The sequence below is a fragment of the Streptomyces longwoodensis genome, from assembly GCF_001514125.1.
GTDB classification, from domain to species: domain Bacteria; phylum Actinomycetota; class Actinomycetes; order Streptomycetales; family Streptomycetaceae; genus Streptomyces; species Streptomyces longwoodensis.
The window spans coordinates 308,527-335,268 of record NZ_KQ948550.1; the positions used below are offsets into that span (position 1 = coordinate 308,527).

Below are 26,742 nucleotides of genomic sequence, written 5' to 3' on the forward strand. Positions count from 1 at the left end.
CCCAAGTCCCTTAGGGGGTTCCCTCATTGGGGCGCGGGCGGGCCGGCCCTAGGTTGAGTGATGTGCCGCTCGCCCGGGCACACGGGGGGCCGGTCCCGCGGTCCCCGTGCACACGCTCCGCCCGCGCGACGCACCGACGACCACAGCACACGCCGATCCACTTCCGGCGACCGAGTCTCCTGCCAGGGCGACAGCGGCGGTCCCCTGTTCCTCGGGGGCGTCCTGGCAGGGATCACTTCCCGTGGCGCCCTCCGGCCCGCGCCACCGGGACGCACGACTCCCGGGCATCACCCGGGTGACGAACCAGGGGGCGCTGCGGGCCTCCACGAGCGGCCCGCAGCGTCCCCTCTCCACGTGCGGCCCCCGCCCCGCCCGGGCGGCGCGCTCAGGCGCGGACCGTCCCGAACCGGATGTCGTACGACGTCCCCGGGTGCATCACGGCCAGCATCCGCCCGGCCTCCTCGACGACCTCCCCGCGCGCCCGCCGCGTCAGCGGGTCGAAGGGCTCGACGACCAGGGCCTGCCCGTCCAGCTTCCACACGCCCGCCAGGAAGCCGTCGACGAGGAGCGTGCGGTACGCCTGGTTGCCCTGCCAGTGCCGGCCCCGGTGGGCCGGCGGGACGATCCGGGTCCGGTCGGCGTGGGACAGGAGCAGGTTGTCGAACTCGGGCAGGAAGCGCGGCGGGGCCGGGGTGTCCGGGTCGGGGCGCGGGGCGTCGGGCAGGTCGAACAGCTCGGTGCCGTCCTCGGCGCGGAAGGTGACGAGCCGGGACCGCAGCCGTTCGAACGCCTCGCGCAGCCGGGTCAGCCCCGCCCAGGTCTGCATGTCCTTCACCGAGGCGGGGCCGAACGCGGCCAGGTAGCGCAGGACCACCGTCTCCGGCTCCGGGGCCGGTCCGGCCGGGCGGCCCAGCCAGTGCTCGGCGGTGGTCAGGGCGACCTGGCCGCTGCGGCCCCACAGCCCGCGCGGGGTGACCTGGACGAGCGGGAGCCGGCAGCGGGCCGCGACGGCCAGGGACTGCGGGTCGGCGTCCGGCCACTCGGCGCCCAGCGCCGCGCGCAACTGCGCCATGGTGCGCGGCTCCTCCTCCACCAGCTCACATACGAGCGCGGCGAGCCGGTCGAGGTCCACGCCGGTCAGCCCTGTGCGGAAGGCGGCCAGCTCGCGGTCCCGGGCGGGCTGCACCAGCGGGCGCAGGGTGAGGCAGTCGTCGGCGGTGTGGGTGTGGATGGTCGAGCGCAGGGTGACGATGCGGACGACCTCGCGGTCCGCCATCAGCTCCGAGAGCGCCTCGGGGGTGAAGCCGTCGAGGCGGGCGGCCAGCGCGTAGTACGGCGGCTTGACGTTCTGCGCCTGGAGTCCGACGAGGTGCCGTACGGCGGCCGCCGCGGTCGACGGGGAGCGGCGCAGCAGCAGTTGGCGCTCCAGGGTGGCGCGGTTGAGGGCGCGGGTGCCGAGCACGGGGGCCGGTGCGGACGTCGTCTTCGTCATGGACGGCACGCTAGCGGGGGTTGCGGACAGGTTCCGTCCGCGAGGCGGACGCGTCCTGACGGTCTCTTCCGGAGGTTCAGGAGCCCTCGCTGTCGAAGCTGTCGGCGGCCGGGTTGACCGGCCGGGGGGTGCCGGTGAGGTCGAGCACGAACAAGGGCACACCGAGGCGGTCGGCGCCGGTGCGGGCGTCGTCGGCGTACCCGGCGAGGGAGAAGTGGGCGCAGCGGGCCGACTCCGTCATGGCGGTGAGCCACAGGCACTCCACGTCCCGGAGCGAGGCCGGCCGCACGCTCGGGTCCACCAGCGCGAGCAGCCCGGGGGCCGCCAGCCCGATGCCGACGGTCGGCCGCTGGTCGGCCCGCCGGACGTCCCGGAACCCGAGCGCGCCCAGGTACAGCACGGTGGCGGTCACGGCGTCGAGGGCGGTGCGGATGACCAGGGGGTGCGGGGGGCGGCGGGCGCCGGGGGAGTCCGGCGAGGGCCGGGGCGCGGGCGCGGTGTCCGGGGCGGCGCCGCCCGGGTCCGCGGGCGCCGTTCCGGTCACCGGCAGGCGCAGGACCGTGCCGCACGGGCAGCCCAGCTCCGGGTGGGGCCACTGCGCGGGGCGGGCGCAGCGCGGGCAGGGCAGGGTGATCCACTCCTCGGCCCAGGCGCGGTGGGCCACCACGGCCGGGGGCGCCGCGCCGTCGACGAGCGGGGTGACGGTGGCCCCGCACGCGCAGGGCCAGGCCGGCACGGCGTACAGGCGCTCGCGTCGGCAGGCCGGGCAACGCACCGGCACGCTCTCGGACATGGCCCACTCCAGGGCATCGCGGCGGACAGCGGTCCCATCGTGCTCCACCGGGCGCCGCCCTGTCCGACTCTTGACGGCCTTGGTCTACCCCCCTACATTGCTTCCAGATAGTAGAAGTTAGTTTCCGCTATACGGAAGTGCTGACCCTAGGGCGCGACGGGAGAGCTCATCCGGCAGCCGACAGTCGAAGCAGGAGTACGCGATGGCTCGCATGACCGCTGCCCGTGCGGCAGTTGAGATCCTCAGGCGCGAGGGCGTCACGGCCGCGTTCGGCGTCCCGGGCGCGGCGATCAACCCCTTCTACGCGGCGCTCAAGGCGTCCGGGGGTATCACCCACACGCTCGCCCGCCACGTCGAGGGCGCCTCCCACATGGCCGAGGGCTACACCCGCACCCGGCCGGGCAACATCGGCGTGTGCATCGGGACCTCGGGACCGGCCGGCACCGACATGATCACCGGCCTGTACTCCGCCATCGGTGACTCGATCCCGATCCTGTGCATCACCGGCCAGGCCCCGACCGCGGTGATCCACAAGGAGGACTTCCAGGCGGTCGACATCGCCTCGATCGCACGGCCCGTCACCAAGATGGCGGTGACGGTGCTGGAGGCCGCTCAGGTCCCCGGCGTGTTCCAGAAGGCGTTCCACCTGATGCGCTCCGGGCGCCCGGGCCCTGTCCTGATCGACCTGCCGGTCGACGTCCAGCAGACGGAGATCGAGTTCGACCCGGACACGTACGAGCCGCTGCCGGTCTACAAACCGGCCGCCACCCGCGCCCAGATCGACAAGGCGCTCGCCATGCTGAACGCCGCCGAGCGCCCGCTCATCGTGGCCGGCGGCGGGGTCGTCACCGCCGACGCGTGCGACCTGCTCGTGCAGTTCGCCGAGCTGACGGGCGTTCCGGTGGTCCCGACCCTGATGGGCTGGGGCGCGCTGCCCGACGACCACGAGCTGAACGCCGGCATGGTCGGCCTGCAGACCTCGCACCGCTACGGCAACGCGACGTTCCTGGAGTCGGACTTCGTCCTCGGCATCGGCAACCGCTGGGCCAACCGCCACACCGGCAGGCTGGACGTCTACACGGCCGGCCGCACGTTCGTGCACGTCGACGTCGAACCGACCCAGATCGGCCGGATCTTCGCCCCCGACTACGGCATCGCCTCCGACGCCGCGGCCGCCCTGGAGCTGTTCGTCGAGGCGGCCCGGGAGGCGCAGCGGGCGGGCCGGCTGCCCGACCGGTCCGAGTGGTCGGCCACCGCGCAGGAGCGCCGCGCCACGCTCCAGCGCCGCACGCACTTCGACGACGTGCCGATCAAGCCGCAGCGCGTCTACGAGGAGATGAACAAGGCCTTCGGCCCCGAGACGCGCTACGTCTCCACCATCGGGCTCTCGCAGATCGCGGGCGCGCAGATGCTGCACGTCTACCGGCCCCGGCACTGGATCAACTGCGGCCAGGCCGGCCCGCTCGGCTGGACGATCCCGGCGGCGCTGGGCGTCGCGACGGCCGACCCGGACGCGCAGGTCGTCGCCCTGTCCGGCGACTACGACTTCCAGTTCATGATCGAGGAACTGGCGGTCGGGGCGCAGCACCGGATCCCGTACGTGCACGTGCTGGTCAACAACTCCTACCTCGGCCTGATCCGCCAGGCGCAGCGGGCGTTCGACATCGACTTCCAGGTCAAGCTGGAGTTCGAGAACATCAACTCGCCCGAGCTGGGCGTCTACGGCGTCGACCACGTCAAGGTCGCCGAGGGCCTCGGCTGCAAGGCGATCCGCGTGACCGACCCCGCGGACTTGGGCGCCGCCTTCGAGCAGGCGAAGAAGCTCGCCGCCGAGTTCCGGGTCCCGGTCGTGGTGGAGGCGATCCTGGAACGGGTCACCAACATCGCGATGTCCACCACCAACGACATCGGCAACGTCGTGGAGTTCGAGGAACTGGCCACGGAGCCGTCGCACGCCCCGACGTCGATCAGGCCCCTGAAGGCCTGAGCCGGCCGGCGGCCCACCGCACCGCCCCGGGGACGAAGCGTCCCTGGGGCGGACGTGTGTGCGGGTGCCGGGTCCCGCGCGGGGAGGCGGGCGCGGAGCCCGCCTCCCCCGTGTCGGCGGGCCCCGCATGACAGCAAAATGCCCCGGGGGACGGGCGGTCGAAGCGCGTTCCCCGGGGTTCAGAGGTTGATTTGAGGTTGGCGTAGCCGTGGGTACGGCCCTTGGCGTAGGCGGTGGCTCAGGGCCCGTTGCCGGGCCGCTCGTACGGTGCGGACAGGCCCGGCCAGTCGTCGGGGCCGCCGCCCTGCCATTCGACGAGGTCGTCGTCCGCGACGTCGGTGACGTACAGGTCGGCCAGGCGCAGGATCTCGGCGACGTCGTCCTCGTGGCCGGCGGTCCCCAGGGTCTCGCCGTCCGCGGTGACCCGTCGTGAGCCGTCCAGGGCCGGGGGGTGCACCACGACGTGCGGGTGCTCCGTGCGGTGCGGAATGCCTTCGGACATGCCTCAAGAGTGCGGCGGGCGGGGCCCGCGCGCACTCCGGGGGGGTGGTGGCCGTCCGACGGCGCGAGGCTGGGCGCGACAGGACGTTCGCGCCGCCGGACGGGGTCTGGTGGGGAGGGGAGTGAGGTGAAGGGGAGGAGAAGGAGGAGAAGGAGGAGAAGGAACGGGACCGCGGCGGTCGCGACGGACGCGCCGGTCCCCTCCCTCTGGTCGAGAGGGGAGCCGCCGGTCCTCCACCACCGCACTGGCTCGCGCACCGCCGCGGTCCGCGCCCTGCCCGCCGTGCCGGGCGATCACCCCTCATCCGGATCGCTCGGCCGCGGGTCGTGCGCGCCCGGGTCCCGGCCTCCCCGCCGGGTCCCGGACGCGGCCTCGTGGCCGGTCGGCGCGCGCGGCGCGGACCGGCTCCCCCCGCGGGGGCCGCGGGGGAGGGGCCAGGTCGTTCACGTGCCCCGCGCCGGCGGTGCGCCGACGCGGGTGTTCCGGGCGGTGCCGGCGCCTGGGCGCGACACGACAGATGTCAGCACCGGCACCGCCCGGGGTTCAGGGGAGTCAGACCTGGGAGCCCGACAGGCGCTCCACGGCCCGCAGCAGGGCCGAGTGGTCCAGGTTGCCGTCGCCCTGGGCGCGCAGGGAGGCGACCAGCTGGGCGACGACCGCGCCCACGGGCAGGGCCGCGCCGACGGTGCGGGCGGCGTCGGTGACGATGCCCATGTCCTTGTGGTGCAGGTCGATGCGGAAGCCCGGCCGGAAGTCGCGCCGCAGGAAGTTGTCCTTCTTGCGGGTCAGCACGGTCGAGCCGGCGAGGCCGCCGTTGAGCACGTCCAGCGCGGCCCCGAGGTCCACGCCCGACTTCTCCAGGAAGACCACGGCCTCGGCGCACGCCTGGATGTTGACGGCGACGATCAGCTGGTTGGCGGCCTTCACGGTCTGGCCGGAGCCGTGCGGGCCGCACAGCACGATGGTCCTGCCGAGCGCGTCGAAGACCGGCCGGGCCTCGTCGAAGTCGGCCTGCTCGCCGCCGACCATGATGGACAGCACGGCCTCGATCGCGCCGGCCTCACCGCCGGACACCGGGGCGTCCAGCACCCGGATGCCCTTGTCGCGGGCCCGGGCGGCGAGGTCGACCGAGGTCTGCGGGGTGATCGAGGACATGTCGATCAGCAGGGCGCCGGAGCGGGCGTTCTCCAGGATGCCGTCGGGGCCGTAGGCGATGGCCTCGACCTGCGGGGACGCGGGGACCATGGTGATCACGACGTCGGCGTCCCGCACCGCCTCGGCGACGGAGCCGGCGGCCCGGCCCCCGGCGGCGGCCAGCCGGTCCAGCTTGTCCTGCTCCAGCGTGTAGCCGGTGACGTCGTACCCCGCCTTGATCAGGTTCTCGGCCATGGGGGAGCCCATGATGCCGAGGCCGATCCAGGCGATCTTCGGGAGCTCCCGGCGGGAGGAGTCGGTGGGCGTGCTCATGAGGGTGCCTCTCTGGTGTGCTGCGGGAGGGGGCGCGGGAGGATGGGGGGCTGGGGGCTGCCGCAGGGGCTGCGGAGCGCGGGGGCGGCTAGCGCGCCGCGCGCCGGTCCACCGGCAGCCAGTCGAACGCCTCCGCGCTCGGCCGGTCGCCCGGCTTGTACTCCAGGCCGACCCAGCCCTCGTAGCCCGCCCTCGCCAGCCGGTCGAGGAGGTCCTCCAGCGGCAGCGAGCCCGTGCCCGGCGCGCCGCGGCCCGGGTTGTCGGCGATCTGCACGTGGCCGGTCCTCCCGGCGTACCGCTCGATCACCGCCGGCAGGTCCTCGCCGTTCATGGACAGGTGGTACAGGTCCATCAGGAACCGGGCGTTGCCCAGCCCCGACGCCTCGTTCACCCGGTCCACGACCGCGACGGCGGCCGGGGCCGACACCAGCGGGTAGCGCGGGGACTCGGGGGCGTTGAGCGCCTCGATCAGCAGGACCGCGCCGATCCGGTCGGCGGCCCGGGCCGCGCGCACCAGGTTCTCCAGCGCCAGGGCGTCCTGCTCGGCCGGGTCGACGCCGTCGACGCGGTTGCCGTACAGGGCGTTGAGCGCCGTGCAGCCCAGGGACTGCGCGAAGTCGGCGGCCACGTCGATGTTGGCGCGGAACCGCTCGGACTCCTCGCCCGGCAGCGACAGGGCGCCGCGGTCCGGGCCGGGCAGCTCACCGGCGTAGAAGTTCAGCCCCGTGAGCCGGACGCCCGCGTCCTCGACGGCCCTGCGCAGGGCGTCGAGCTCGGCGCGCTCGGGGGTGGGGGTGTCGATCCAGGGCCACCACAGCTCGACCGCGGTGAAGCCGGCCGCCGCGGCGGCCGCGGGGCGCTCCAGGAGCGGGAGTTCCGTGAAGAGGATCGACAGGTTGACGTTGAAGCGCTGGTCTGCGAATCCCATCGGATGCCGCGCTCCCTTCCGTGTCGATATTCTCGAATGCTCAATATTCCGTATGGCGGAAGTTTGTTTCTGCTTATTGGAAGACTGCCGTCGGGGGTCCCGGCTTGTCAAGAGGCCTCGGCGGATGCCGTCGCCGCGGGTTAGGTTGAGCGCGTGCGATTGCGAGTGGAGTTCACGACCGAGCCCTTCGACCTGGACGAGGCGCCCGCGCACGCCCTGGTGGCGCGCGAGGTGATCGAGGCGGCCGGGCTCGACGCGGTGGACGTCGGGCCGTTCGGCAACACCGCGGAGGGAAGCGCCGACGCGGTCCTGACGGCCCTGGACACCGTGCTGCGCAGGACGCTGGAGGCCGGCGCCACCCGGATCTCCCTCCAGGTCAACGTCCTCGGGGAGGAGCGGTGAGCGGCGCCGGGGACGAACCCTTCATCACGGCCGTGAAGCCGCTGGTCGACGCCATGGGTGGGGAGCTGCTCCCGCCGGACGAGGCCGGCCCCGACGACGTGGTGCTCTCCTGGCAGGGGTCCGAGGTGGTCGCCGTGCGGCTGCCCCAGCTCGCCGACTCCCTCGACCACATCCTCGCCGCCATGGAGCGCAAGCGCGGCAAGCCGCTGGCCGACCTGGACCGCAAGGCCAAGCAGGAGGTGGTGCGCGTCCTCGAGGCCCGCGGCGCCTTCTCGGTGCGCCACGGCGTGGAGACCGTGGCGAGCGCGCTCGGCGTCAGCCGCTTCACCGTCTACAACTACCTGAACCGCGAGAAGGGCAGCTGACGGACGGGGGCGCGGGGCCCGGTGCCGTCCCGCGTGGGCGCGGTGACCGGCGGGCGATGTCACGGCGAATTTTCAACAAAGTGTTGACGCCGTCACACGAGGGGCGTTAGCTAGCCGCAGCCCGTTCCGACCAGGCCGAGACGGCCACGGAGGCTCCCGTGACTTCGACTTCCACGCCCCCGGGCCTCGCCCGCTTCAACGCTCTCCCCGAGGCCGCGGCCCGCGCCGCCCTCCACGAGACCTGCGCCAGCACGGCCTGGGCGGACCGGCTGCTCGCCGCCCGCCCTTACGCCACCCCCGAGGACCTCTACGCCGCGAGCGACGCCGCCCTGGCCGAGCTCACCGCCGCCGCCCTCGACGAGGCGATGGCCGGGCACCCGCCGATCGGACGGCCCCGGCCCGGCGACCCGACCTCCGCCCGCGAACAGCGCGGCATGGCCGGCGCCTCCGAGGACCTCAAGGCGCGGATGCTGGAGCTCAACCTGGCCTACCAGGACCGGTTCGGCCACGTCTTCCTCATCTGCGCCACCGGCCTGAGCGCCGAGCAGATGCGCGACGCGGTCGAGGAGCGGATCGGCAACGCGCCGGAGAAGGAGCGGGAGATCGTCCGCACCGAGCTGGGGAAGATCAACCGCATCCGACTGGCCCGACTCGTCGAAGAGGACGCCTGACACCATGAGCACCAGCACCACCGCCTCCGTGTCCACGCACATCCTGGACACCTCCCGCGGCCGCCCCGCCGCGGGCGTCGGGGTCGCCCTCGCGGCCCGCGCCGGCCGGGACGCCGACTGGCGGGAGCTCGGCGGTTCGGCGACCGACGCCGACGGCCGGTGCAAGGACCTGCCGGCCCTGCCGGAGGGCACCACCCACGTACGGCTCCACTTCGCGGTGGAGCCCTACTTCGCACCAGTCCAGCCCCAGCAAGCCGATGCGCAGCAGGACGCCCCCGCGACTCGGGACAGCGGTCCCGGCGTGTTCTTCCCGGAGGTGGCGATCACGTTCGCCGTCGTACCGGGCGAGCACTACCACGTACCGCTGCTGCTCAACCCGTTCGGCTACTCCGTTTACCGAGGGAGCTAGCTACATGACCGTTCAGCCCAGCCCGTCCCGCCCCGGCCGCCCCGTGCTCCTCGGCCAGAACCAGTACGGCAAGGCCGAGAACCGGGTCGTCAGGATCACGCGGGACGGCGACACCCACCACATCAAGGACCTCAACGTCTCGGTGGCGCTCAGCGGCGACATGGACGACGTCCACTACTCCGGGTCCAACGCGCACGTGCTGCCGACCGACACCACCAAGAACACGGTGTACGCGTTCGCCAAGGAGCACGGGATCGCCTCCGCCGAGCAGTTCGGCATCCACCTCGCCCGGCACTTCGTCACCAGCCAGGAGCCCATCCACCGGGCCCGCATCCGCATCGAGGAGTACACCTGGGAGAGGATCGAGCACCACGGCCGCGGCGCCCACTCCTTCGTCCGCGCGAACCAGGAGACCCGGCTGGCGCAGGTCACCTACGACGGCACGTCGTGGGAGGTCGTCTCCGGCCTGAAGGACCTGGTCGTGATGAACTCCACCGACTCCGAGTTCCACGGCTTCGTCAAGGACACGTACACGACGCTGCCCGAGGCCCACGACCGCATCCTCGCCACGCAGGTGTCCGCCCGCTGGCGGTTCAACTGGACCGACGACGCCGAGCAGGCCCCCGACTGGGAGACCTCCTACGCCGAGTCGCGCCGGCACCTGCTGGAGGCGTTCGCGGAGACCTACTCCCTGTCGCTGCAGCAGACGCTGTACGAGATGGGCGCGCGCATCGTCGAGCACCGCGACGAGGTGGACGAGGTGCGCTTCTCCCTGCCGAACAAGCACCACTTCCTCGTCGACCTCGAACCCTTCGGGCTCAAGAACGACAACGAGGTCTACTTCGCCGCCGACCGCCCCTACGGCCTGATCGAGGCGACCGTCCTGCGCGAGGGCCGCCCCCAGCTGATCCCGGCGGACCTCACCAACCTCTGAGCGACCCCCCGCGACCGACCCCGGTCCTCGGCACCCGTGGCCGGGCGCCCCGCGCTCCCGGCCACGGCACTCAAAACTCCAGGGTCCTGCCGTGCCCTAGCCCCACAGTCGAGAAGGACGCACCATGGCAGCAGCCCAGCGCACCGTCATCGAGAACTGCGCGATCGCCACCGTCGACGCCCACGACACCGAGTACGCGGACGGACACGTCGTCCTCGCCGGCCACCGCATCGAGTCGCTCGGCGCGGGCCCGGCCCCCGAGGGCCTCCAGGACGTCGTGCGGCGGATCGACGCCACCGGGCACCTGGTCACACCCGGCCTGATCAACACCCACCACCACTTCTACCAGTGGATCACCCGGGGCCTGGCCACGGACCACAACCTCTTCGACTGGCTGGTCGCGCTGTACCCGACGTGGGCGCGCATCGACGAGCCGATGGTCCACGCCGCCGCCCAGGGCTCCCTGGCGATGATGGCCCGCGGCGGCGTCACCACCGCCATGGACCACCACTACGTCTTCCCGCACGGTTCCGGCGACCTGTCCGGCGCGATCATCGGCGCCGCCCGCGACATGGGCGTGCGCTTCACCCTGGCCCGCGGCTCCATGGACCGCAGCGCCAAGGACGGCGGCCTGCCGCCGGACTTCGCCGTCGAGACCCTCGACGGCGCGCTCGCCGCCACCGAGGAGACCGTCCGCCGGCACCACGACTCCTCCTTCGAGGCGATGACCCAGGTCGCCGTCGCGCCCTGCTCGCCCTTCTCCGTCTCCACCGAACTGCTGCGCCAGGGCGCGGAGCTGGCCCGCCGTCTCGGGGTCCGGCTGCACACCCACGGCTCGGAGACGGTCGAGGAGGAGAAGTTCTGCCACGAACTGTTCGGCATGGGCCCGACCGACTACTTCGAGTCCACCGGCTGGCTCGGCGAGGACGTGTGGATGGCGCACTGCGTCCACATGAACGACTCCGACATCGCCGCCTTCGCCCGCACCCGCACCGGTGTCGCCCACTGCCCCTCCTCCAACGCCCGGCTCGCGGCGGGCATCGCCCGGGTGCCGGACATGCTCGCGGCCGGCGTGCCGGTCGGCCTCGGCGTCGACGGCACCGCGTCCAACGAGTCCGGCGAACTGCACACCGAACTGCGCAACGCGCTGCTGATCAACCGCCTCGGCGCCCACCGCGAGGCCGCGCTGAACGCCCGGCAGGCGCTGCGCCTGGGCACCTACGGCGGCGCGCAGGTCCTCGGCCGCGCGGACGCGATCGGCTCCCTGGAGCCGGGCAAGCTGGCCGACCTGGTGCTGTGGCGGATGGACACCCTCGCCCACGCCTCCATCGCCGACCCGGTCACCGCGCTGGTGTTCGGCGCGGCGGCCCCGGTCACCGCGTCGTTCGTGAACGGCCGTCAGATCGTCGAGGACGGACGGCTGTTGACCGCCGACGAGGACGCGGTCGCCCGGACGACCCGTGAGCAGGCCCGGCGTCTGGCGCGGATCGCCGCCCAGGGCTGACCTGCCGAGAACTCCGGCCGGGAGGGACGGCTCCCGGCCGGCGGCCGTGGACCCCAGCGGGGCCCATGGCGACCGGATCCGGGGCGCGCGTGCACACGTGCGCCCCGGGACGGTCACCGTCGCCCCGGGCCGGCCACCGGCCCGGGCTGGTCCCGCACGACCACACCCGCACCACCTCCCTGACACCCGCGGCGTGGCTCCGCACGCCGTGTAACCGACCGGAGGAGCAGCAGTGGCCGCACCCCATCCCGTCGACGAGAAGCTCCCGCCGCTGAAGATGGCCACCACGGGCCTGCAGCACGTGGCCGCCATGTACGCGGGAGTCGTCGCCCCACCCCTGATCGTCGGCGCGGCCATCGGCCTGTCCGCCACCGACCTGACCTTCCTCACCGGCGCCTGCCTGTTCACCGCGGGCCTCGCCACGTTCCTGCAGACCCTGGGCGTCTGGAAGATCGGCGCCCGGCTGCCGTTCGTCAACGGCGTCACCTTCGCCGGCGTCGCCCCCATGACGGCGGTCGTCGCCTCCACGCACGACAAGTCCGACGCGCTGCCCATCATCTTCGGCGCCGTGATCGTCGCCGGGCTGCTGGGCTTCCTCGCGGCACCCGTCTTCTGCAAGGCGGTCCGCTTCTTCCCGCCCGTCGTCACCGGCACGGTCATCACGCTCATCGGCGTCTCCCTGCTGCCGGTGGCCTTCAACTGGGCGCAGGGGCCCGACCCGGCGGCCGACGACTACGGCTCGGGCACCCACCTGGGTCTGGCGGGCGCGACCCTGCTGGTCGTGCTGCTGCTGCGCCGCTTCACCCGGGGCTTCGTCAAACAGATCGCCGTCCTGCTCGGGCTGATCGCGGGCACGCTGATCGCGGTACCGTTCGGGGCCACCGACTTCGGGCCGGTCACGGACGCGGCCGTGGTCGGGTTCCCCACGCCGTTCCACTTCGGCACCCCGCAGTTCCACCTCGCCGCGATCCTGTCGATGTGCGTCGTCATGGTCGTCTCGATGACCGAGTCCACCGCCGACATGCTGGCGTTGGGCGAGATCGTCGACCGCCCGGCCGACGAGCGGACCATCGCCGCCGGCCTGCGCGCCGACACCCTCGGCTCGGCGCTGAGCCCGCTGTTCAACGGCTTCATGTGCAGCGCCTTCGCCCAGAACATCGGCCTGGTCGCGATGACGCGCATCCGCAGCCGGTACGTCGTCGCCACCGGCGGCGGGTTCCTGGTGCTGATGGGCCTGTGTCCGATGGCCGCGTCGCTGATCGCGGTGGTGCCCCGGCCGGTGCTCGGCGGCGCCGGCGTGGTCCTGTTCGGCTCGGTCGCCGCCAGCGGCATCCAGACGCTGGTCCGGGCCGGCCTCGACAAGGACAACAACGTCCTCATCGTCGCCGTCTCCCTGGCCGTGGGCATCGTGCCGATCACCGCGCCGGAGTTCTACCACGCCTTCCCGGAGACCGCGCGGATCGTCCTCGACTCGGGCATCTCCACGGGCTGCGTGGCGGCCGTCCTGCTCAACCTGGTCTTCAACCACCTGGGCCAGGACGCCGACGCCGCGGACGTCACGCACCCCATGGAAGCGGGGACGGAACTCAGCGGCGCGGCCACGGGGGCGGCGGCCCCGCACGCCCCGGCCACGCCCTGAGCCCCCGTTCCGCCCCGCACGGGCCGCCCGCGCCGCGCCTCACCCCCGCGCGGCGCGGGCGGCCCGGCAGGGGGTGGTCGAGGGCAGCCGGCCCGTGAAGTACGAGCGGGGCGGCACGCCCATCAGGGTGCGGAAGTCGGCCGTCATGTGCGACTGGTCGTAGTAGCCGCTGGCCGCGGCCAGTTCCCCCCACGGGGAGGTCGGCGCGTGGGCGAGGACGTGGCGCACCCGGTCGATGCGGGCGAAGTGCTTCGGCGAGACGCCCACGCCGTCGGTGAACAGGTTGCGCAACTGCCGTTCGCTCACCGCCAGTTCCCGCGCCGCGTCGGCCACCCGCGCCGGGGGCAGACCCGGGCGGACGGACAGCGCGGCGACCCCGGCCCGCAGCAGCCCGGCCCGCTCCGCCTCGGCGCGGGACGGCCGCTCCGGCAGCACCCGGACCAGGAGGTCCGCCCACTCCTCGGGCGCCAGGTCGCGCCCGCCGTCCACCAGCCGGCGGGCCACGCGGCCGGGCAGCTCGGCCAGCGCCACCGTGCGCCCGGCCAGGTCGGCGGCCGCCACCCCGAGCAGCGGCCGGGCCGCGCCCGGGGCCAGCGAGAACCGCGCACAGGACGCCGGGCGTTCACTCGCGTGGTACGCCGCCCGGGTGCGCGGACCGATCACCAGGGCCCCGGGCCGACCGCCGTCCGCGACGCGCACCACCAACTGCACCGCCGGGTCCGGGACGTAGGTGTACGGCTCGCCGGGAGCGCCGTCCGTCGCCGACACCGCGAACCGCGTGACGTAGGACCGCAGGTGCTCGGGCAGGGGCCGGGGGCGCTCGGCGACGGCGGAGGTCATGCCCCCACCGTACGCGCGCCCCGGCCCCGCACGGGCCGCGCAGCCGTGCCGGAATTTCCTAGCCGCGCGCCGCCCGGGCCCCGCACGGTGGGGGCATGATCCTCGTGACCGGTGCCACCGGCACCATCGGCAGTGAACTGGTACGACTCCTCACCGCGCGCGGCGAGAAGGTGCGCGCCCTCACCCGGGACCCCTCGGCGGGCCGGGTGCCGCCCGGCGCCGACGTGGTGCCCGGCGACTACCGCGACGCGGCCTCCCTGCGCGCGGCCATGGACGGGGTCGCGGCGGCCTTCCTGGTGGGTGTCCCGGGCCCCGACGCGCAGCACGACGAGGCGCTGGTCTCCGCGGCCCGCACGGCGGGCGTGGGCCGCCTGGTCAAGCTGTCCGCCATCGGCACGGGCGACCCGGACCTGGGCTCCTTCGGCGGCTGGCACGTCCCCGGCGAGCGGGCGGTGCGCGGGAGCGGGGCCGAGTGGACCGTCCTGCGGCCGTCGTCCTTCGCCTCCAACACCCTCGGCTGGGCGGGGGCGATCGGCGCGGGCGAGCCGGTGCCCAACCTGTCGGGCGACGGGCGGCAGGGCGTGATCGACCCGCGCGACGTGGCCGAGGTGGCCGCGCGGGCCCTGCTCGACGCCGGGCACGGCGGGCGGACGTACACGCTGACCGGCCCCGAGGCGATCAGCGTCCCCGAGCAGGCGGCGGTCCTCGCCGAGATGCTCGGCCGCCCGGTCACCGCGCGGGACCTCTCCCCGGAGGACACCCGCGCCCACCTGGCCGGCTGGGGGCTGACCGAGCGGGCCGCCGACGACGTGCTGGCCGGCATGGCCTACGTCCGCGCGGGCCGCAACGCCCTCGTCACCGAGGACGTGCCGGCCGTCCTGGGCCGCCCGGCACGCACCTATCGCGCGTGGGCGCGGGACCACCGGGCGGCGTTCGACGGGGCGTGAGGCCGGGGAGCGGGTGGGGGGAGCGGGGGCTCAGGCGGGCTCGGCCGCCCGCTCCCGCAGCACTGTGGCCGCCAGGACCAGCGCGCTCAGGGCGACGAAGGAGGCGACACGGAAGGCGAGCCGGTACCCCTCGGCGGTCGCGGGGACCAGCCCGGTCCCGTCGGGTGGAGTACGAACTCACGCCGTCCGCCCGTGAGTTGCACGAGACGCTGCAACGACTGACCGACTGGGCCGAGCGCAACCGGACGTACGTCGCCGAGGCACGCGCGGCCTACGACGAACTGCACGCGCAAGACCTCGCGGAGGCGGGTGGCGCCTAGACCCCGAGCCCTCGGGCCCCGGTCACGCCCGGCGGGGTGAGGCCAGCAGGTAGCGGGCGCGGGTGCGTGGGTCGGTGTGCTCGCCGGTCTGCCAGCCCGCCGCCTCCAGGGTGGCCGCGCAGGCCCGCAGGGCTGCCGCGTCCGGGGCGTGCACGGCGACCGCCTCCGGCTGCGGGGTGGCGCGCACCCGGTAGCCGTCCGTGGCGTCCGGGCCGGCCGGGCGGTGACCGGCCGCCTCCAGGGCGAGCGCGGCGGCCTGCACGAGGTGCGCGCGCTCCCAGTCGCAGGGCCGGTCCGTGGCCCCGTCGCGCCGGGTCATCCGGCGCAGCTCCAGCAGGCCCTGCCAGGCGCTGTGCACCTCACGGGCGCGGCGGGGGAAGTCGTCCGCCGTCTCCTCGCCCCCGATGCGCGCGCTGAACACCCCGCTGTCGGCGGCGGGCCCGGGCTGCCGGGCCGGGGCGACGGGGTCGGGCGGCCGGGTCAGGGACTCCCGCGTCCGGTGGCCGGCCGGGGTGAGGAAGTGGTCGTGCGGCGGCCGGGGGTGCCGGAAGGCCAGCCCGCGCCCGACCAGCGCGGCGAGCTGCGCTGGCGTCCCGGTCAGCCGCCCCGTGACCGGATCGGCGCCCTCGATGATCCGCCGCTGGGCGGCGGTCGGCGGACGGCCCACGCCACGCTCCCTCCGGTCTCGGCCTGCGCGCCGGAGGGCGGTCGTACGGTGACGCCCGCCCTCCCCGGCGCGACTCCTTGCTCGAAGGCTACGGCGGAGGTCTGACAACCGGGCGGGGTGCGCACCGGGAGGCGGGACCCGCCAACCGGGCGGGCGCGCGCCCGGAGCGCGCGGTGCCGTGGGCCCGACGCCCCGGGCGTGCGGTCCCCGCGGCCCCGGGGTGATCCGAAAGACACGGCCTAAGCCGGTGGCCGGATGTTCCACCCCGCGATCACCGGGCGCCCGTGCTCCGTGCCCAGCCGGCACAGCGTGCCCGTGGCCAGCTGGAACAGGGCGCCGGAGGAGGGCGGCAGGCCGAGCCAGCGGGCGGTCAGGACGCGGAGGAAGTGGCCGTGCGCGACCAGCACCACGCAGCCCTCGGTGTTGGCGAACGCCGCCTCCACCTTGGCCAGCGCCCGGTCGGCCCGGTGCCCGACCTGCTCCGGGCTCTCCCCGGGGTGGTCCGGCGGGCCCGGCGCGACCCCGTCGTCGAACAGGAACCAGCCCGGCCGCTCCCGCTGGATCTCGACGGTCGTGACGCCCTCGTAGCCGCCGTAGTCCCACTCGCGCAGGTCCGAGTCGACCCGCACGTCGTGCAGGCCGATCAGCTCGGCCGTCTCGCGCGCCCGCTGCAGGGGGCTGACGAACGCGGCGCCGATGCGGTGGGAGCGGATGAGCGGCACCAGCCGCCGCGCCTCCTCGCGCCCCCGCTCGGTCAGCGGGACGTCCGTCGACCCGGTGTGCCGTCCGGACCGCGACCACTCGGTCTCGCCGTGCCGGACCAGGAAAAGATCACTCATGGCCCCAGGCTAGGGGGTGTCTCGGCCGTGTCCTTCGGATCACCGGAGCGGCGTCACTGCCGGTACCCACCGAGGAACCGCCCGATCCGGCCGATCGCCGCCTCCAGGTCGTCCGCGTGGGGCAGGGTCAGGATGCGGAAGTGGTCGGGGGAGGGCCAGTTGAAACCGGTGCCCTGCACGACCTGGATCTTCTCGCGCAGCAGCAGGTCCAGGACGAACCGCTCGTCGTCGTGGATCGGGTGCACCTTGGGGTCCAGGCGCGGGAAGGCGTACAGCGCGCCCTTGGGCTTCACGCACGTCACGCCCGGGATCTCGTTCAGCTTCTCCCAGGCCACGTCGCGCTGTTCGCGCAGCCGTCCGCCGGGCGCGGTGAGCTCGCGGATGGACTGGCGGCCGCCCAGCGCGGCCTGGATGGCGTACTGCGCGGGCGCGTTGGCGCACAGCCGCATGGAGGCCAGCATCGTCAGGCCCTCCAGGTAGTCCCGGGCGTGCTGTCTGGGGCCGGTGACCACGAGCCAGCCCGAGCGGAAGCCGGCCACCCGGTAGGTCTTGGACAGCCCGCAGAAGGTGAGGACCACCAGGTCGGGGGCGAGGGCGGCGGCCGAGTGGTGCACGGCGTCGTCGTAGAGGATCTGGTCGTAGATCTCGTCCGCGAAGACCATCAGGCCGTGGCGGCGGGCGAGGTCGAGGACGCCCTCGAGGATCTCCTTGGGGTAGACCGCGCCGGTGGGGTTGTTGGGGTTGATGAGCACGACCGCCTTGGTGCGGTCGGTGACCTTCGACTCCATGTCGGCCAGGTCCGGGTACCACTCGGCCTGCTCGTCGCACAGGTAGTGGACGGCCTTGCCGCCCGCCAGCGTCGTGACGGCCGTCCACAGCGGGAAGTCCGGCGCGGGGATGAGGATCTCGTCGCCGTCCTCGACCAGCGCCTGCACGGCCATGGAGACCAGTTCGGACACGCCGTTGCCGAGGAACACGTCGTCGACGTCCACCGCGAGGCCGAGCGTCTGGTAGCGCTGGGCGACCGCCCGGCGGGCCGAGAGGACGCCGCGCGAGTCCGTGTAGCCGTGCGCCCGGGGCAGCATCCGGATCATGTCCTGGAGGATCTCCTCCGGCGCCTCGAAGCCGAACAGCGCGGGGTTGCCGGTGTTCAGGCGCAGCACGCTGTGACCCGCCTCCTCCAGTGCGTTGGCGTGCTCGATCACCGGGCCGCGGATCTCGTAGCAGACCTCGCTGAGCTTGTTCGACTGCCGGAACTCCATGCGCCCCTCCGGGAACTCGTGTTGCTTGGTTTTACCAAGTACGAGCTTGGAAAGTCCAACGACTTGTCTAGACTGCGTCGCATGTCACCTCGCCGAAGCTACGACCAGTACTGTTCCGCCGCCCGCGCCCTCGACGTCGTGGGCGACCGCTGGACCCTGCTGATCGTCCGGGAACTGCTCGCCGGTCCGCGCCGCTACACGGACCTGCACGCCGACCTGCCGGGCGTCAGCACGGACGTACTCGCCTCGCGGCTGAAGGACATGGAGAGGGACGGCCTCACCACCCGCCGCCGGCTGCCCCCGCCCGGCGCCGCCTACGTCTACGACCTCACCCCGCGCGGCCGGGACCTGCTGCCCGTCCTCCAGGCCCTCGGGGCGTGGGGACAGCCCGAGTTGGGGGAGCGGCGCCCCACCGACGCCGTGCGCGCCCACTGGTTCGCCCTGCCCCTGCTGCGCGCCCTGGAGGGCCAGGGGCTGGTCGAGGTCCGGCTGGAGGAGGGTGCGTTCCACCTGCACGTCGGCGCCGAGGACGGCCCGGTGTACGGCGACGGACCCGCTCCCGCGGAACCCGACGCCCGGCTGGTGCTGGACACCGCCACCTGCACGGCCGTCGCACGGGGCGAGGTGGCCGTGCCCGACGCGGTGCGCACGGGCCGGATCGAGGTGACCGGCGAGGGCGCCCTCGCCAAGGCCCTGCGCGAGGCGTGACCCGCCGGCGGGGTGCCCGCACGACCTCCTGGAGACGGCGAAAGGCCCACCGCGCCTCGCGGTGAGCCCTTCTGACGACCCGTCACACTAGCTGCTGCGTCACGCCCCCGGCGGGACCCGGCCCGGGCGGCCCGTGCCGCGCGTGAGCACGTAGCCGCCGATGCCGGCGAGCGCCGCCAGCACCGCGCCGATGCCCGTCCACACCCAGCGGTCCGACCACCAGCCGGACGACCAGCCGCCGTCCGGCTCGATGCCCGAGAGCACCGCCGTCCTCGCCGAGTCGTCGTCCTTGCCGTTCTGCTGCGAGGTGACCGCGACACCCGGCACGAGCGGCTCCGCGAGCCACCCGTCGACCGCGGCCGACCCGCCGACGTCCTTGGACTCCACCCGGACCGTCGCGTCGACCGGCCGGCCCAGGTCCGCCGTCTGCAGGCGCACGGTCGTCAGCCGCACGTAGTACGTGCCCGGCAGCGGGTCGTCGGCCCACGGCTCCGACCAGGCGCGGACGGTGCGCAGGACGCACTCCACCTCGACCTCGGCCGCGCCCTGGGCGGCGGTGCGCGTCTGGGCGCCGTACTGGCACGCCTGGCGGCGGCGCAGCCCGTCGTACACGTCGACCTGCCAGGTCTGCGCCGCGTGGGACGCGGGCAGCTTGACCGTCGCCCTCACCGTGGGCCGCTCCAGCGCGTCCGCCGCGAACGACCAGTACAGGTAGTCACCCGTCGAGGCGCTCGCCGTGGCGGTGCGCCCCTGTTCGATCTCCGTCGCCGTACGGAACGACGTGCCCGCCGAGGTGGGCGCCGAGGCGTCCCCCGAGGGGCTCGCCGAAGGGGTCGAGTCGGCCGCGGCGGGACCCGCCGCCAGCCCCAGCACCAGCAGGGCCGCGCCCCACACCGTGGTCATCCGCATCAGTTGGTCCTCCAGACCGCGACACGCCAGCGCGACAGCCAGCCCCACACCAGACCCGCGAGGAAACCGATCAGCACCAGCGCGCCGAGCAGCCACCAGCCGCGGCCGAGCCCGAACGACGCCACGTCGTCGGCCTGCGACGGGCCGTCGACCACGTCCACGGTGAGCTCGACCGGCATGCCGGGCGTGGTCTTCACCCCGGAGGCGGCCGAGAAGGAGTTGGTCACCAGCAGGCACACCGTCTCGGCCGGCGCGTCCTCCTCGTCGGAGTCGGCCTTCGGGTAGCGCAGGCCCGTCGAGATCACGTCGGTACGGCCGCCGCCGGCCGCCTCGCCGCGCACGATCTCCCGGCCGTGCGTGGTGAACGCCCGTACCAGCAGCCCGTAGTCGGGGTTCATGGTGCGGTCCGCCGCCACGCTCACCGAGGCGCGCAGCTCCTTGCCCGGGTCGACGTCGACCCGGTACCAGCGCTGCTGCCCGAACTCCTCGCGGTCCGTGTACAGGCCCGACTTCAGCGTCGGCGCCTTCGGGCAGGAGGAGCCGCCCTCGGTGGCCACCGGGGTGACCACCGGGTCGGCCGCGCGGTCCACCAACTGGTTGACCTTGTCGGTGAGGTCGTCGGTGTGCTCGACGGAGGTGTAGGTGCCGCCGGTCGCCTCCGCGATGCAGCTGAGCTGCGCCCGCATCTTGGTGTTGGGCACCAGGCCGAGGGTGTCGATGGTCAGGCCGATGCCCTTGGCGGCTATCTCGCGGGCCACCTCGCACGGGTCGAGCGGGGCGCAGGTGTCCTCGCCGTCGCTGATCAGGACGATGCGCTTGGAGCCCTCGCCGCCCTCGAGGTCGTCGGCGGCCTTGAGCAGCGCCGGGCCGATCGGCGTCCAGCCGGTGGGCGACAGGGTCGCCACGGCGGACTTGGCCTCGGTGCGGTCCAGCGGTCCCACCGGGTAGAGCTGCGCGGTGTCCTTGCAGCCCGTCTTGCGGTCGTCGCCGGGGTAGGTGGCGCCCAGGGTGCGGATGCCGAGCTGCACCTCCTCGGGCGTGGCGTCCAGCACCTCGTTGAACGCCTGCTTGGCCGCGGCCATCCGCGTCCCGCCGTCCATGTCCTTGGTGCGCATCGAGCCGCTCACGTCGAGGACGAGGTCGACCTTCGGCGCCAGGGCGGTGGTCTCGTCGGCGACCGCCCCGGCCGGGAACGCGATCCCGGACGCGAGCGCGGCGAGCAGGGCGCAGACGCCCGCCGCCAGCCGTTGTGTTCTGATCATCGGCGGATCTTATTGATCGAAGGTGTCCGGCTTCAAAACGGGGTCAGAAGCCGGGCGTATCGCACCCGTTGTGCCGTGCGGCCGGGGTGGCGCCCACCCCCGTCATCCGGCCAACGGGTTCGGCACCTCGGCCCACCGGTCCCCGCCCCCGCCCGTCGACAGCCGCATCAGCGTCAACGCCTTGACCGGCAACGGCTCTTCGCGCAGCGCCGTCAGGTCCGGCGTGCGCGGCAGGTGCCGTACGGCGGTCGCCAGGGCCTCGGCCAGCGCCGGCCGGCTGCCGGCCGTGCCCGCCAGGGCGCCGCCGACCAGCGAGCCGAACAGCTTGCGGCGCAGGGCGGTCGGGTCGTCGGTGAGGATCCGGTCGGGCAGCTCCGGCAGGGGCACGCCGTGCCGGGCCAGCCGCGCCGGGCTCACCCGGATGTCGGCCAGGTCGCGGTAGACCAGCCGCAGCGGGGCGCCGGACGGCCCCAGCACCACCAGCAGGTTCTGCCCGTGCGCCTCCAGCGCCACGCCCGTCTCCAGCAGCCGCAGACCCACCGTCAGCGCCAGTCGGGCGAACGCCGCCGACCAGGCCGCCGAGCGCGGCAGGCCGGTGAGCGGGAGCGCGGCCACCGGCACCACGCGCTCACCGGGCCCCGCGTACGCGTCCGGCGCCTCGCGCAGCAACGCCGCCAGGTCGGGGGAGCCGGCCGTGGCCGCACCCAGCGTGCGGGTGACGTGCAGCAGGCCGTCCGTGCGCGCGGCCAGGGCCTCGCCGAACGCCGACAGCGTCGCCGCGCCGGTCACCGAGGCGACCGACAGATCCCGCACCGACGAGGTCAGCCGGGCGCTCAGCGCGGTCTTGACGTGCGGCCCGTCCGGCAGCGCCAGCGTGCGCAGGGACATCAACGGCCGCGCGGCCGGGCCCCGGTCGCAGGCCCGCTTGAGCACGTGGTCCGCCTGCCACGGGTGCACCGGCACCAACAGCCGCCCGCCGTCCCGCAGTTCGTCCGGCCACGCGCCCGACACCAGGCACTCGGCCTCGGGCACGGGCACCATCCCCAGCCGGACCACGGGCCGGTGCTCGGGCCCGTACGCGAACTGCTCGGCCACCGAGAAGCCGGGCCGGGAGCGGCAGTTCGGGTGGTACGGGTGCCCGTCGACCACCCGCTGCTCCCATTCCCAGTCGTGCCGCGGCCACCCGGACGGGTCCGGCTCCCCCGAGGACGGCTCCTGCGCGGCCCGGGACAGCGCCATCGACGCGACGCTGTGCCCCAGCTCGGCCGCGAAGCCCGTCCCGCGCGGCACCCCGAGCGCCGCCGTCAACCGCGCGGGGTCGTCGTACACCGTCCCGGCGAGGCGTACGGCGGTGACGTGGGCGTCGGTCGCGAACGGGTCGGGGGGCGGGCCCTCCAGGAGGCGCCCGTCGGCGAGGCGCAGCGCGAGCCCGTCCCGGCCCGGGGTGCGACCGGTGATCCAGGGCAGCGGCTCATGGGCCAGCGCCCGCCACAGACGGGTCAGCACGGCGGCCCGCGCGCCCGGCAGCTCGGCCGCGTACCGGGGGCCGAGGGCGGGGCGCAGGGCGGCCAGCTCGGCGGCGACCTCGGCCTCGGCGGTGGGGGGACGGTGCACGGTCATGCTCCTCGGGGTACGCGGACGGCGGGCCGTGACGACAGCGATACTGATCGTCCCGCCCGACGAACCGTAGAGAACGAGTGGAACGCGTGGACGTCAACCCCCCACCCGCCGACGTGGCGCACCCGCAGGACCCGGCCGCCACGGCCGTCCCGGCCGAAGCGGACACGGCCGACACGGCCGACGCGTACGCGGCCGCGCCGCTGCTGAACTGCCTGCTGCGGGAGGTCGCCGAGCCGCTGCGGCAGGAGGGCGGACGACAGGTGCACCGGCTGCCCAGCGGCCGGCTGCTGCGCGTGCGCGGCACCCGGCGGCCGGTGCTGCCCGAGGTCCGCACGGGCGGCGCCTGGCACCGCCTCGGCCACCCGGAGCTGGTCAAACTGGTCGCGGAGGAGCTGCGCGGGCACACCGGCCTGTCCAACCACGAGCTGCCGGCCGAGATGCTCGACAGCCGCGCGGCGGTGGCGGCCCTGCTCGCCGCCCGCGCGCGCACCGCCCCGCCCGACGACCCCTACCTGCGCTCCGAGCAGTGCCTGCTGACCGGCCACCCGTACCACCCGGCGCCCAAGGCGCGCGGCGGCGGCCCGGCCGGCGCGTGGCTGCCGTACGCGCCCGAGGCGTACGCCCGCTTCCCGCTGGTCCTGCTGGGCGTGCGGGAGGACCAGGTCGTCGAGGAGGGCGACACCCGCGCCCTCGACGCGCTCGGCTCCGCCCCGCCCGGCTACCGGCTGCTGCCCGCCCACCCCTGGCAGCTCGACCTGGTGGGCCGCGACCTGGAGCCCGCCTTCGCCGACGGGCGCCTGGTCCGGCTGGGCGGGACGGACTTCCCGGTCCGGCCGACGGCCGCGATCCGCACGGTGTACGCCCCCGAGCGGGACCTGTTCCTGAAGTTCAGCCTCGACGTGCGCATCACCAACGACATCCGCCGCCTGTGGCGCCACGACCTGCGCAGACTGCGCCGCACGGACGAGGCGGTGAGGAGCGCGTTCGCGACGACGGACACCGGGCAGGCTGCGCCCGGGCCCGCCGCCTGGCTCAGCGACCGCGGCCACCGCACCGCCGCCTTCGCCTTCGAGGAGCTCGCCGTGCTGGTCCGCGACGGCTTCGGCGGGCACCTCCTGCCCGGCACCACGCCGCTGCTCGCGGCGGGCCTGGTCGAGGGCTTCCCGGGCAGCCCGCTCGCGGCCACGCACGACCCCGCGGGCTGGTGGGCGGCGTACCTGGCGGCCGTGGTGCCGCCCGTGCTGGCCGCCTTCGCCGGACACGGCGTCGTCCTGGAGGCCCACCTGCAGAACACCCTCGTCGCCGTCGATGCCCACGGCGTCCCGGCGCAGGCCCTGTTCCGGGACGCCGAGGGCGTCAAACTGCTGCCCGAGGTGACCCGCGCGGTGGGCTGGGAGCGACTGGTGTACTGCCTGGTCGTCAACCACCTCTGGGAGGTCGCGGCGGCCCTCGCCGAGCACCACCCGGGCCTGGACCCCTGGCCGGCCGTCCGCCGCGAGCTGGCCCGCGCGGACCTCCCCGAGGCCACCGCCCTGCTGACCGCGCCGACCCTGCCCGGCAAGACGAACCTGCTGCTGCGCTGGACGGCGGCCGACGGCGCGGCGGCCCGCTACCTGCCCCTGCCGAACCCGCTGGCCCGCGGATGAGCTGAACTACGCTGGTCGGTGTGCTGCGCGACGTGACTGCTGTTCGATACGTGACCCCGCTCCGGTCCGGCGGCTCCGTTCCCGGGGTCGTCGAGGCCGACGACGACGGCACGTACGTCGTGAAGTTCACCGGGTCCGCGCAGGGCCGCACGGCGCTCGTCGCCGAGGTGATCGTCGGGGAGCTGGCCCGGGCGCTGGGGCTGCGGGTGCCCGAGCTGGTCCTCGCCCGCTTCGACCCGGCGCTCGGGGCGCACGAGCCGCACCAGGAGGTCCGTGACCTGCTGAACGCCAGCGCGGGCCTCAACCTGGGGATGGACTTCCTGCCCGGCGCCCGCGACTTCACCCCGGAGATCGCGCAGGTCTTCCCCGTGGACCCGCTGGAGGCCGGCCGGATCGTCTGGCTGGACGCGCTGACCGTCAACGTGGACCGTACGGTGCACAGCTCCAACCTGATGGTGTGGCCGACGCTCGGCACGGTCCCGCCGCGGCTGTGGCTGATCGACCACGGCGCGGCGCTGGTCTTCCACCACCGCTGGGACGTCTCGGCGCCGGAGAAGCGCTACGACTTCCGCCACCACGCCCTCGGCCTGTACGGCCCCGACGTGCGCGCCGCCGACGCCGAGCTGGCGCCGAGGGTCACCGAGGAGCTGCTGCGGCGGGTCGTCGCCGAGGTCCCCGACGCGTGGCTCACCGCCTTCGCGACGCCCGACGAGGTCCGCGCGGCGTACGTGGGCTACCTCCACGCGCGCGTGCGGGCGTCGCAGCAGTGGCTGCCCACCGACTTCCCGAGCCCCGAGGAGCTGGCCGCCGAGAACGCCCGGCGCGCGGAGCGCAGCCGGCGGGGCCGTCCGGCGTGGCTCAAGCAGGTGCCCGACCTGCACGGCAAACCGCCCGCGGAACAGGACTGGTCGGTCCACCTGGGGTGATCGTGCGGGGGGGCGTGGGCCGGCGGGAGCGGTGCTCCCCGCGGCCCACGCCCCCTCGGGCGGTCAGCCCTTGAGCTGCTCGTAGGCGGGCAGCGTCAGGAAGTCCGCGTAGTCCTCGTCCAGGGCGACCTGGAGCAGCAGGTCGTGGGCCCGCTGCCAGTGCCCGGCCGCGAAGGCCTCCTCGCCGAGTTCGGCCCGGACGTTCGCCAGTTCCTCGGCGGCGACCTTGCGGGCCAGCTCCGGGGTGGCCTTCTCGCCGTTCTCGAACTGCACGCCCGCGTTGATCCACTGCCAGATCTGGGAGCGGGAGATCTCGGCGGTGGCCGCGTCCTCCATCAGGTTGAAGATGGCGACCGCGCCCAGCCCGCGCAGCCAGGCCTCGATGTAGCGGATGCCGACCTGGACGGCGTTGACGAGACCGGCGTACGTGGGCTTCGCGTCGAGGGAGTCGACGGCGATCAGGTCGGCGGCCCCGACGTGGACGTCCTCGCGGAGGCGGTCCTTCTGGTGCGGCCGGTCGCCGAGCACCCGGTCGAAGGACTCCATGGCGATCGGCACCAGGTCGGGGTGGGCCACCCAGGAGCCGTCGAAACCGTCGTTCGCCTCGCGGTCCTTGTCGGCGCGGACCTTCTCGAAGGCGGTCCGGTTGACCTCGGGGTCCTTGCGGGAGGGGATGAACGCCGCCATGCCGCCGATGGCGTGCGCGCCGCGCTTGTGGCAGGTGCGCACGAGGAGTTCGGTGTAGGCCCGCATGAACGGGGCGGTCATCGTGACCGCGTTGCGGTCCGGCAGGACGAACTTCTCGCCGCCGTCACGGAAGTTCTTCACGATGGAGAACAGGTAGTCCCAGCGGCCGGCGTTCAGCCCGGAGGCGTGGTCGCGCAGTTCGTAGAGGATCTCCTCCATCTCGTACGCCGCCGTGATCGTCTCGATGAGGACCGTGGCGCGCACGGTGCCCTGCGGGACGCCGACGTGCTCCTGCGCGAAGACGAACACGTCGTTCCACAGGCGGGCCTCGAGGTGGGACTCGGTCTTCGGCAGGTAGAAGTACGGGCCCTTGCCGAGGTCGATCAGGCGCTGGGCGTTGTGGAAGAAGTACAGGCCGAAGTCGACGAGGGCGCCGGGCACCGGGCGGCCGTCGGCGTCGACGAGGTGGCGCTCGTCCAGGTGCCAGCCGCGCGGGCGCATGACGACGGTGGCGAGCTCGTCCTCGGCACGCAGGGCGTAGGACTTGCCGCTGCGCTCGTCGGTGAAGTCGATGCGGCGGGCGTAGGCGTCGATCAGGTTGAGCTGGCCCGTGACGACGTTCTCCCAGGTCGGCGCGGAGGCGTCCTCGAAGTCCGCGAGCCACACCTTCGCCCCGGAGTTCAGGGCGTTGACGGTCATCTTGCGGTCGGTGGGGCCGGTGATCTCCACGCGCCGGTCGTTCAGGGCGGCGGGGGCGGGGGCGACCCTCCAGGACTCGTCCGCGCGGATCGCGGCCGTCTCCGGGAGGAAGTCGAGCGTGCAGGTGCGGGCGATCTCGGCGCGGCGCTCGGCACGGCGGGCGAGGAGTTCGTCACGGCGCGGGGTGAACCGCCGGTGCAGCTCCGCCACGAAGGCGAGCGCCGCGTCGGTGAGGACCTCCTCCTGCCGGGGCAGGGGCTCGGCGTCGACGATGGCCAGCGGGGACGGCGCTGGTGCGGACATGAGCTGTCACTTCC

Annotated in this window: 26 protein-coding genes and 1 pseudogene; 14 read left to right on the forward strand and 13 right to left on the reverse strand. The window is 74.4% G+C overall.

The window, feature by feature from the left end:
• Positions 1-60: 60 nt before the first annotated feature.
• Positions 61-252 (forward strand): annotated as a pseudogene (locus tag AQJ30_RS40050) (trypsin-like serine protease); the annotation flags it as partial.
• Between the two features lie 133 nt (positions 253-385).
• On the opposite strand, the gene AQJ30_RS06320 reads toward AQJ30_RS40050, so the two are convergent.
• On the reverse strand, positions 386-1,492 hold the full coding sequence (locus AQJ30_RS06320; RefSeq protein WP_067229695.1) for a winged helix DNA-binding domain-containing protein: 1,107 nt from the start codon (positions 1,490-1,492) through the stop codon (positions 386-388).
• A gap of 76 nt (positions 1,493-1,568) precedes the next feature.
• Positions 1,569-2,285 carry a hypothetical protein gene (locus AQJ30_RS06325; RefSeq protein WP_067229697.1) on the reverse strand — a complete coding sequence of 239 codons (717 nt, stop codon included), beginning with the start codon at positions 2,283-2,285 and terminating at the stop codon, positions 1,569-1,571.
• A gap of 202 nt (positions 2,286-2,487) precedes the next feature.
• On the opposite strand from AQJ30_RS06325, the gene gcl reads away from it, so the two are divergent.
• Positions 2,488-4,272: a glyoxylate carboligase gene (gene gcl / locus AQJ30_RS06330; protein ID WP_067229701.1), complete on the forward strand. Its 1,785-nt coding sequence runs from the start codon at positions 2,488-2,490 to the stop codon at positions 4,270-4,272.
• Between the two features lie 238 nt (positions 4,273-4,510).
• Here gcl and AQJ30_RS06335 read toward each other — a convergent pair whose 3' ends face one another.
• The 3 genes from AQJ30_RS06335 to AQJ30_RS06345 form a co-directional block, all read right to left on the reverse strand.
• Positions 4,511-4,774 (reverse strand): hypothetical protein, encoded by a 264-nt coding sequence (locus AQJ30_RS06335; protein WP_079083862.1) that lies wholly within the window; start codon positions 4,772-4,774, stop codon positions 4,511-4,513.
• Positions 4,775-5,326: 552 nt separating this feature from the next.
• Positions 5,327-6,241 carry a 2-hydroxy-3-oxopropionate reductase gene (locus tag AQJ30_RS06340; protein ID WP_067229702.1) on the reverse strand — a complete coding sequence of 305 codons (915 nt, stop codon included), beginning with the start codon at positions 6,239-6,241 and terminating at the stop codon, positions 5,327-5,329.
• 88 nt (positions 6,242-6,329) lie between these two features.
• The gene (locus AQJ30_RS06345) at positions 6,330-7,169 is read right to left on the reverse strand and encodes a TIM barrel protein (protein ID WP_067229705.1); all 840 of its coding nucleotides are present in this window, start codon (positions 7,167-7,169) and stop codon (positions 6,330-6,332) included.
• 153 nt (positions 7,170-7,322) lie between these two features.
• On the opposite strand from AQJ30_RS06345, the gene AQJ30_RS06350 reads away from it, so the two are divergent.
• The 7 genes from AQJ30_RS06350 (at position 7,323) to AQJ30_RS06380 (ending at position 13,093) form a co-directional block, all read left to right on the forward strand.
• Positions 7,323-7,571 (forward strand): YkoF family thiamine-binding protein, encoded by a 249-nt coding sequence (locus tag AQJ30_RS06350; protein ID WP_067229708.1) that lies wholly within the window; start codon positions 7,323-7,325, stop codon positions 7,569-7,571.
• Positions 7,568-7,936, forward strand: a complete 369-nt coding sequence (locus tag AQJ30_RS06355) for a helix-turn-helix domain-containing protein (RefSeq protein WP_067229709.1) — start codon at positions 7,568-7,570, stop codon at positions 7,934-7,936. Before AQJ30_RS06350 ends, AQJ30_RS06355 begins: the two co-directional genes overlap by 4 nt.
• A 158-nt stretch (positions 7,937-8,094) precedes the next feature.
• Positions 8,095-8,607 (forward strand): 2-oxo-4-hydroxy-4-carboxy-5-ureidoimidazoline decarboxylase, encoded by a 513-nt coding sequence (uraD, locus tag AQJ30_RS06360; RefSeq protein WP_067229712.1) that lies wholly within the window; start codon positions 8,095-8,097, stop codon positions 8,605-8,607.
• A 4-nt stretch (positions 8,608-8,611) separates the two neighbouring features.
• Positions 8,612-9,016, forward strand: coding sequence for a hydroxyisourate hydrolase (uraH, locus tag AQJ30_RS06365; protein ID WP_067229715.1), 405 nt, complete (start codon positions 8,612-8,614; stop codon positions 9,014-9,016).
• A 4-nt stretch (positions 9,017-9,020) separates the two neighbouring features.
• A complete protein-coding gene (gene pucL, locus AQJ30_RS06370) occupies positions 9,021-9,950 on the forward strand; it encodes a factor-independent urate hydroxylase (RefSeq protein ID WP_067229717.1) in 930 nt (309 codons plus the stop codon).
• A 124-nt stretch (positions 9,951-10,074) separates the two neighbouring features.
• Positions 10,075-11,454 (forward strand): 8-oxoguanine deaminase, encoded by a 1,380-nt coding sequence (locus AQJ30_RS06375; RefSeq protein WP_067229720.1) that lies wholly within the window; start codon positions 10,075-10,077, stop codon positions 11,452-11,454.
• A 277-nt stretch (positions 11,455-11,731) separates the two neighbouring features.
• A complete protein-coding gene (locus tag AQJ30_RS06380; protein ID WP_067230889.1) occupies positions 11,732-13,093 on the forward strand; it encodes a nucleobase:cation symporter-2 family protein in 1,362 nt (453 codons plus the stop codon).
• 39 nt (positions 13,094-13,132) lie between these two features.
• Here AQJ30_RS06380 and AQJ30_RS06385 read toward each other — a convergent pair whose 3' ends face one another.
• Entirely contained in the window at positions 13,133-13,933 is an 801-nt protein-coding gene (locus AQJ30_RS06385; protein ID WP_067229721.1) for an AraC family transcriptional regulator, read from the reverse strand.
• A gap of 95 nt (positions 13,934-14,028) precedes the next feature.
• Here AQJ30_RS06385 and AQJ30_RS06390 point away from each other — a divergent pair, with 95 nt between their 5' ends.
• The gene (locus AQJ30_RS06390) at positions 14,029-14,880 is read left to right on the forward strand and encodes an NAD(P)H-binding protein (protein ID WP_067229724.1); all 852 of its coding nucleotides are present in this window, start codon (positions 14,029-14,031) and stop codon (positions 14,878-14,880) included.
• Between the two features lie 164 nt (positions 14,881-15,044).
• Entirely contained in the window at positions 15,045-15,200 is a 156-nt protein-coding gene (locus AQJ30_RS06395; RefSeq protein WP_425424127.1) for a hypothetical protein, read from the forward strand.
• Positions 15,201-15,222: 22 nt separating this feature from the next.
• Here the strand turns inward: AQJ30_RS06395 and AQJ30_RS06400 are convergent, their stop codons facing one another.
• The 3 genes from AQJ30_RS06400 to AQJ30_RS06410 form a co-directional block, all read right to left on the reverse strand.
• Positions 15,223-15,867 (reverse strand): hypothetical protein, encoded by a 645-nt coding sequence (locus AQJ30_RS06400; protein ID WP_067229728.1) that lies wholly within the window; start codon positions 15,865-15,867, stop codon positions 15,223-15,225.
• A 239-nt stretch (positions 15,868-16,106) separates the two neighbouring features.
• Positions 16,107-16,706 (reverse strand): histidine phosphatase family protein, encoded by a 600-nt coding sequence (locus AQJ30_RS06405; RefSeq protein ID WP_067229732.1) that lies wholly within the window; start codon positions 16,704-16,706, stop codon positions 16,107-16,109.
• Positions 16,707-16,759: 53 nt separating this feature from the next.
• Positions 16,760-17,968, reverse strand: coding sequence for a pyridoxal phosphate-dependent aminotransferase (locus tag AQJ30_RS06410; protein ID WP_067229734.1), 1,209 nt, complete (start codon positions 17,966-17,968; stop codon positions 16,760-16,762).
• Between the two features lie 81 nt (positions 17,969-18,049).
• Here AQJ30_RS06410 and AQJ30_RS06415 point away from each other — a divergent pair, with 81 nt between their 5' ends.
• Positions 18,050-18,676, forward strand: a complete 627-nt coding sequence (locus AQJ30_RS06415; protein ID WP_067229736.1) for a winged helix-turn-helix transcriptional regulator — start codon at positions 18,050-18,052, stop codon at positions 18,674-18,676.
• Between the two features lie 99 nt (positions 18,677-18,775).
• On the opposite strand, the gene AQJ30_RS06420 is transcribed toward AQJ30_RS06415, so the two are convergent.
• The 3 genes from AQJ30_RS06420 to AQJ30_RS06430 all read right to left on the reverse strand — a co-directional run bounded on the left by AQJ30_RS06420 (position 18,776) and on the right by AQJ30_RS06430 (position 22,461).
• Positions 18,776-19,585 carry a hypothetical protein gene (locus tag AQJ30_RS06420; protein ID WP_067229738.1) on the reverse strand — a complete coding sequence of 270 codons (810 nt, stop codon included), beginning with the start codon at positions 19,583-19,585 and terminating at the stop codon, positions 18,776-18,778.
• The gene (locus AQJ30_RS06425; RefSeq protein ID WP_067229741.1) at positions 19,585-20,847 is read right to left on the reverse strand and encodes a VWA domain-containing protein; all 1,263 of its coding nucleotides are present in this window, start codon (positions 20,845-20,847) and stop codon (positions 19,585-19,587) included. The genes AQJ30_RS06420 and AQJ30_RS06425 overlap by 1 nt, the downstream gene beginning before the upstream one ends.
• A 102-nt stretch (positions 20,848-20,949) precedes the next feature.
• Positions 20,950-22,461, reverse strand: coding sequence for an IucA/IucC family protein (locus AQJ30_RS06430; RefSeq protein WP_067230891.1), 1,512 nt, complete (start codon positions 22,459-22,461; stop codon positions 20,950-20,952).
• Between the two features lie 83 nt (positions 22,462-22,544).
• On the opposite strand from AQJ30_RS06430, the gene AQJ30_RS06435 reads away from it, so the two are divergent.
• Together AQJ30_RS06435 and AQJ30_RS06440 are read left to right on the forward strand one after the other, a co-directional pair.
• Positions 22,545-24,113 (forward strand): IucA/IucC family protein, encoded by a 1,569-nt coding sequence (locus AQJ30_RS06435; protein WP_067229748.1) that lies wholly within the window; start codon positions 22,545-22,547, stop codon positions 24,111-24,113.
• A 20-nt stretch (positions 24,114-24,133) separates the two neighbouring features.
• A complete protein-coding gene (locus AQJ30_RS06440) occupies positions 24,134-25,039 on the forward strand; it encodes a HipA family kinase (protein ID WP_079083863.1) in 906 nt (301 codons plus the stop codon).
• Between the two features lie 63 nt (positions 25,040-25,102).
• On the opposite strand, the gene aceB is transcribed toward AQJ30_RS06440, so the two are convergent.
• Positions 25,103-26,728 (reverse strand): malate synthase A, encoded by a 1,626-nt coding sequence (gene aceB / locus AQJ30_RS06445; protein WP_067229752.1) that lies wholly within the window; start codon positions 26,726-26,728, stop codon positions 25,103-25,105.
• Between the last annotated feature and the right edge of the window lie 14 nt (positions 26,729-26,742).

Coding starts and splice junctions, on each gene's coding strand:
- AQJ30_RS06375 (WP_067229720.1), top strand. CDS start 10,075: ATGGCAGCAGCCCAGCGCACCGTCATCGAGAACTGCGCGATCGCCACC.
- AQJ30_RS06325 (WP_067229697.1), bottom strand. CDS start 2,285: ATGTCCGAGAGCGTGCCGGTGCGTTGCCCGGCCTGCCGACGCGAGCGC.
- AQJ30_RS06410 (WP_067229734.1), bottom strand. CDS start 17,968: ATGGAGTTCCGGCAGTCGAACAAGCTCAGCGAGGTCTGCTACGAGATC.
- AQJ30_RS06380 (WP_067230889.1), top strand. CDS start 11,732: ATGGCCACCACGGGCCTGCAGCACGTGGCCGCCATGTACGCGGGAGTC.
- AQJ30_RS06415 (WP_067229736.1), top strand. CDS start 18,050: ATGTCACCTCGCCGAAGCTACGACCAGTACTGTTCCGCCGCCCGCGCC.
- AQJ30_RS06385 (WP_067229721.1), bottom strand. CDS start 13,933: ATGACCTCCGCCGTCGCCGAGCGCCCCCGGCCCCTGCCCGAGCACCTG.
- aceB (WP_067229752.1), bottom strand. CDS start 26,728: ATGTCCGCACCAGCGCCGTCCCCGCTGGCCATCGTCGACGCCGAGCCC.
- AQJ30_RS06390 (WP_067229724.1), top strand. CDS start 14,029: ATGATCCTCGTGACCGGTGCCACCGGCACCATCGGCAGTGAACTGGTA.
- AQJ30_RS06340 (WP_067229702.1), bottom strand. CDS start 6,241: ATGAGCACGCCCACCGACTCCTCCCGCCGGGAGCTCCCGAAGATCGCC.
- AQJ30_RS06405 (WP_067229732.1), bottom strand. CDS start 16,706: ATGAGTGATCTTTTCCTGGTCCGGCACGGCGAGACCGAGTGGTCGCGG.
- AQJ30_RS06420 (WP_067229738.1), bottom strand. CDS start 19,585: ATGCGGATGACCACGGTGTGGGGCGCGGCCCTGCTGGTGCTGGGGCTG.
- uraH (WP_067229715.1), top strand. CDS start 8,612: ATGAGCACCAGCACCACCGCCTCCGTGTCCACGCACATCCTGGACACC.
- AQJ30_RS06345 (WP_067229705.1), bottom strand. CDS start 7,169: ATGGGATTCGCAGACCAGCGCTTCAACGTCAACCTGTCGATCCTCTTC.
- gcl (WP_067229701.1), top strand. CDS start 2,488: ATGGCTCGCATGACCGCTGCCCGTGCGGCAGTTGAGATCCTCAGGCGC.
- AQJ30_RS06335 (WP_079083862.1), bottom strand. CDS start 4,774: ATGTCCGAAGGCATTCCGCACCGCACGGAGCACCCGCACGTCGTGGTG.
- AQJ30_RS06425 (WP_067229741.1), bottom strand. CDS start 20,847: ATGATCAGAACACAACGGCTGGCGGCGGGCGTCTGCGCCCTGCTCGCC.
- AQJ30_RS06320 (WP_067229695.1), bottom strand. CDS start 1,492: ATGACGAAGACGACGTCCGCACCGGCCCCCGTGCTCGGCACCCGCGCC.
- pucL (WP_067229717.1), top strand. CDS start 9,021: ATGACCGTTCAGCCCAGCCCGTCCCGCCCCGGCCGCCCCGTGCTCCTC.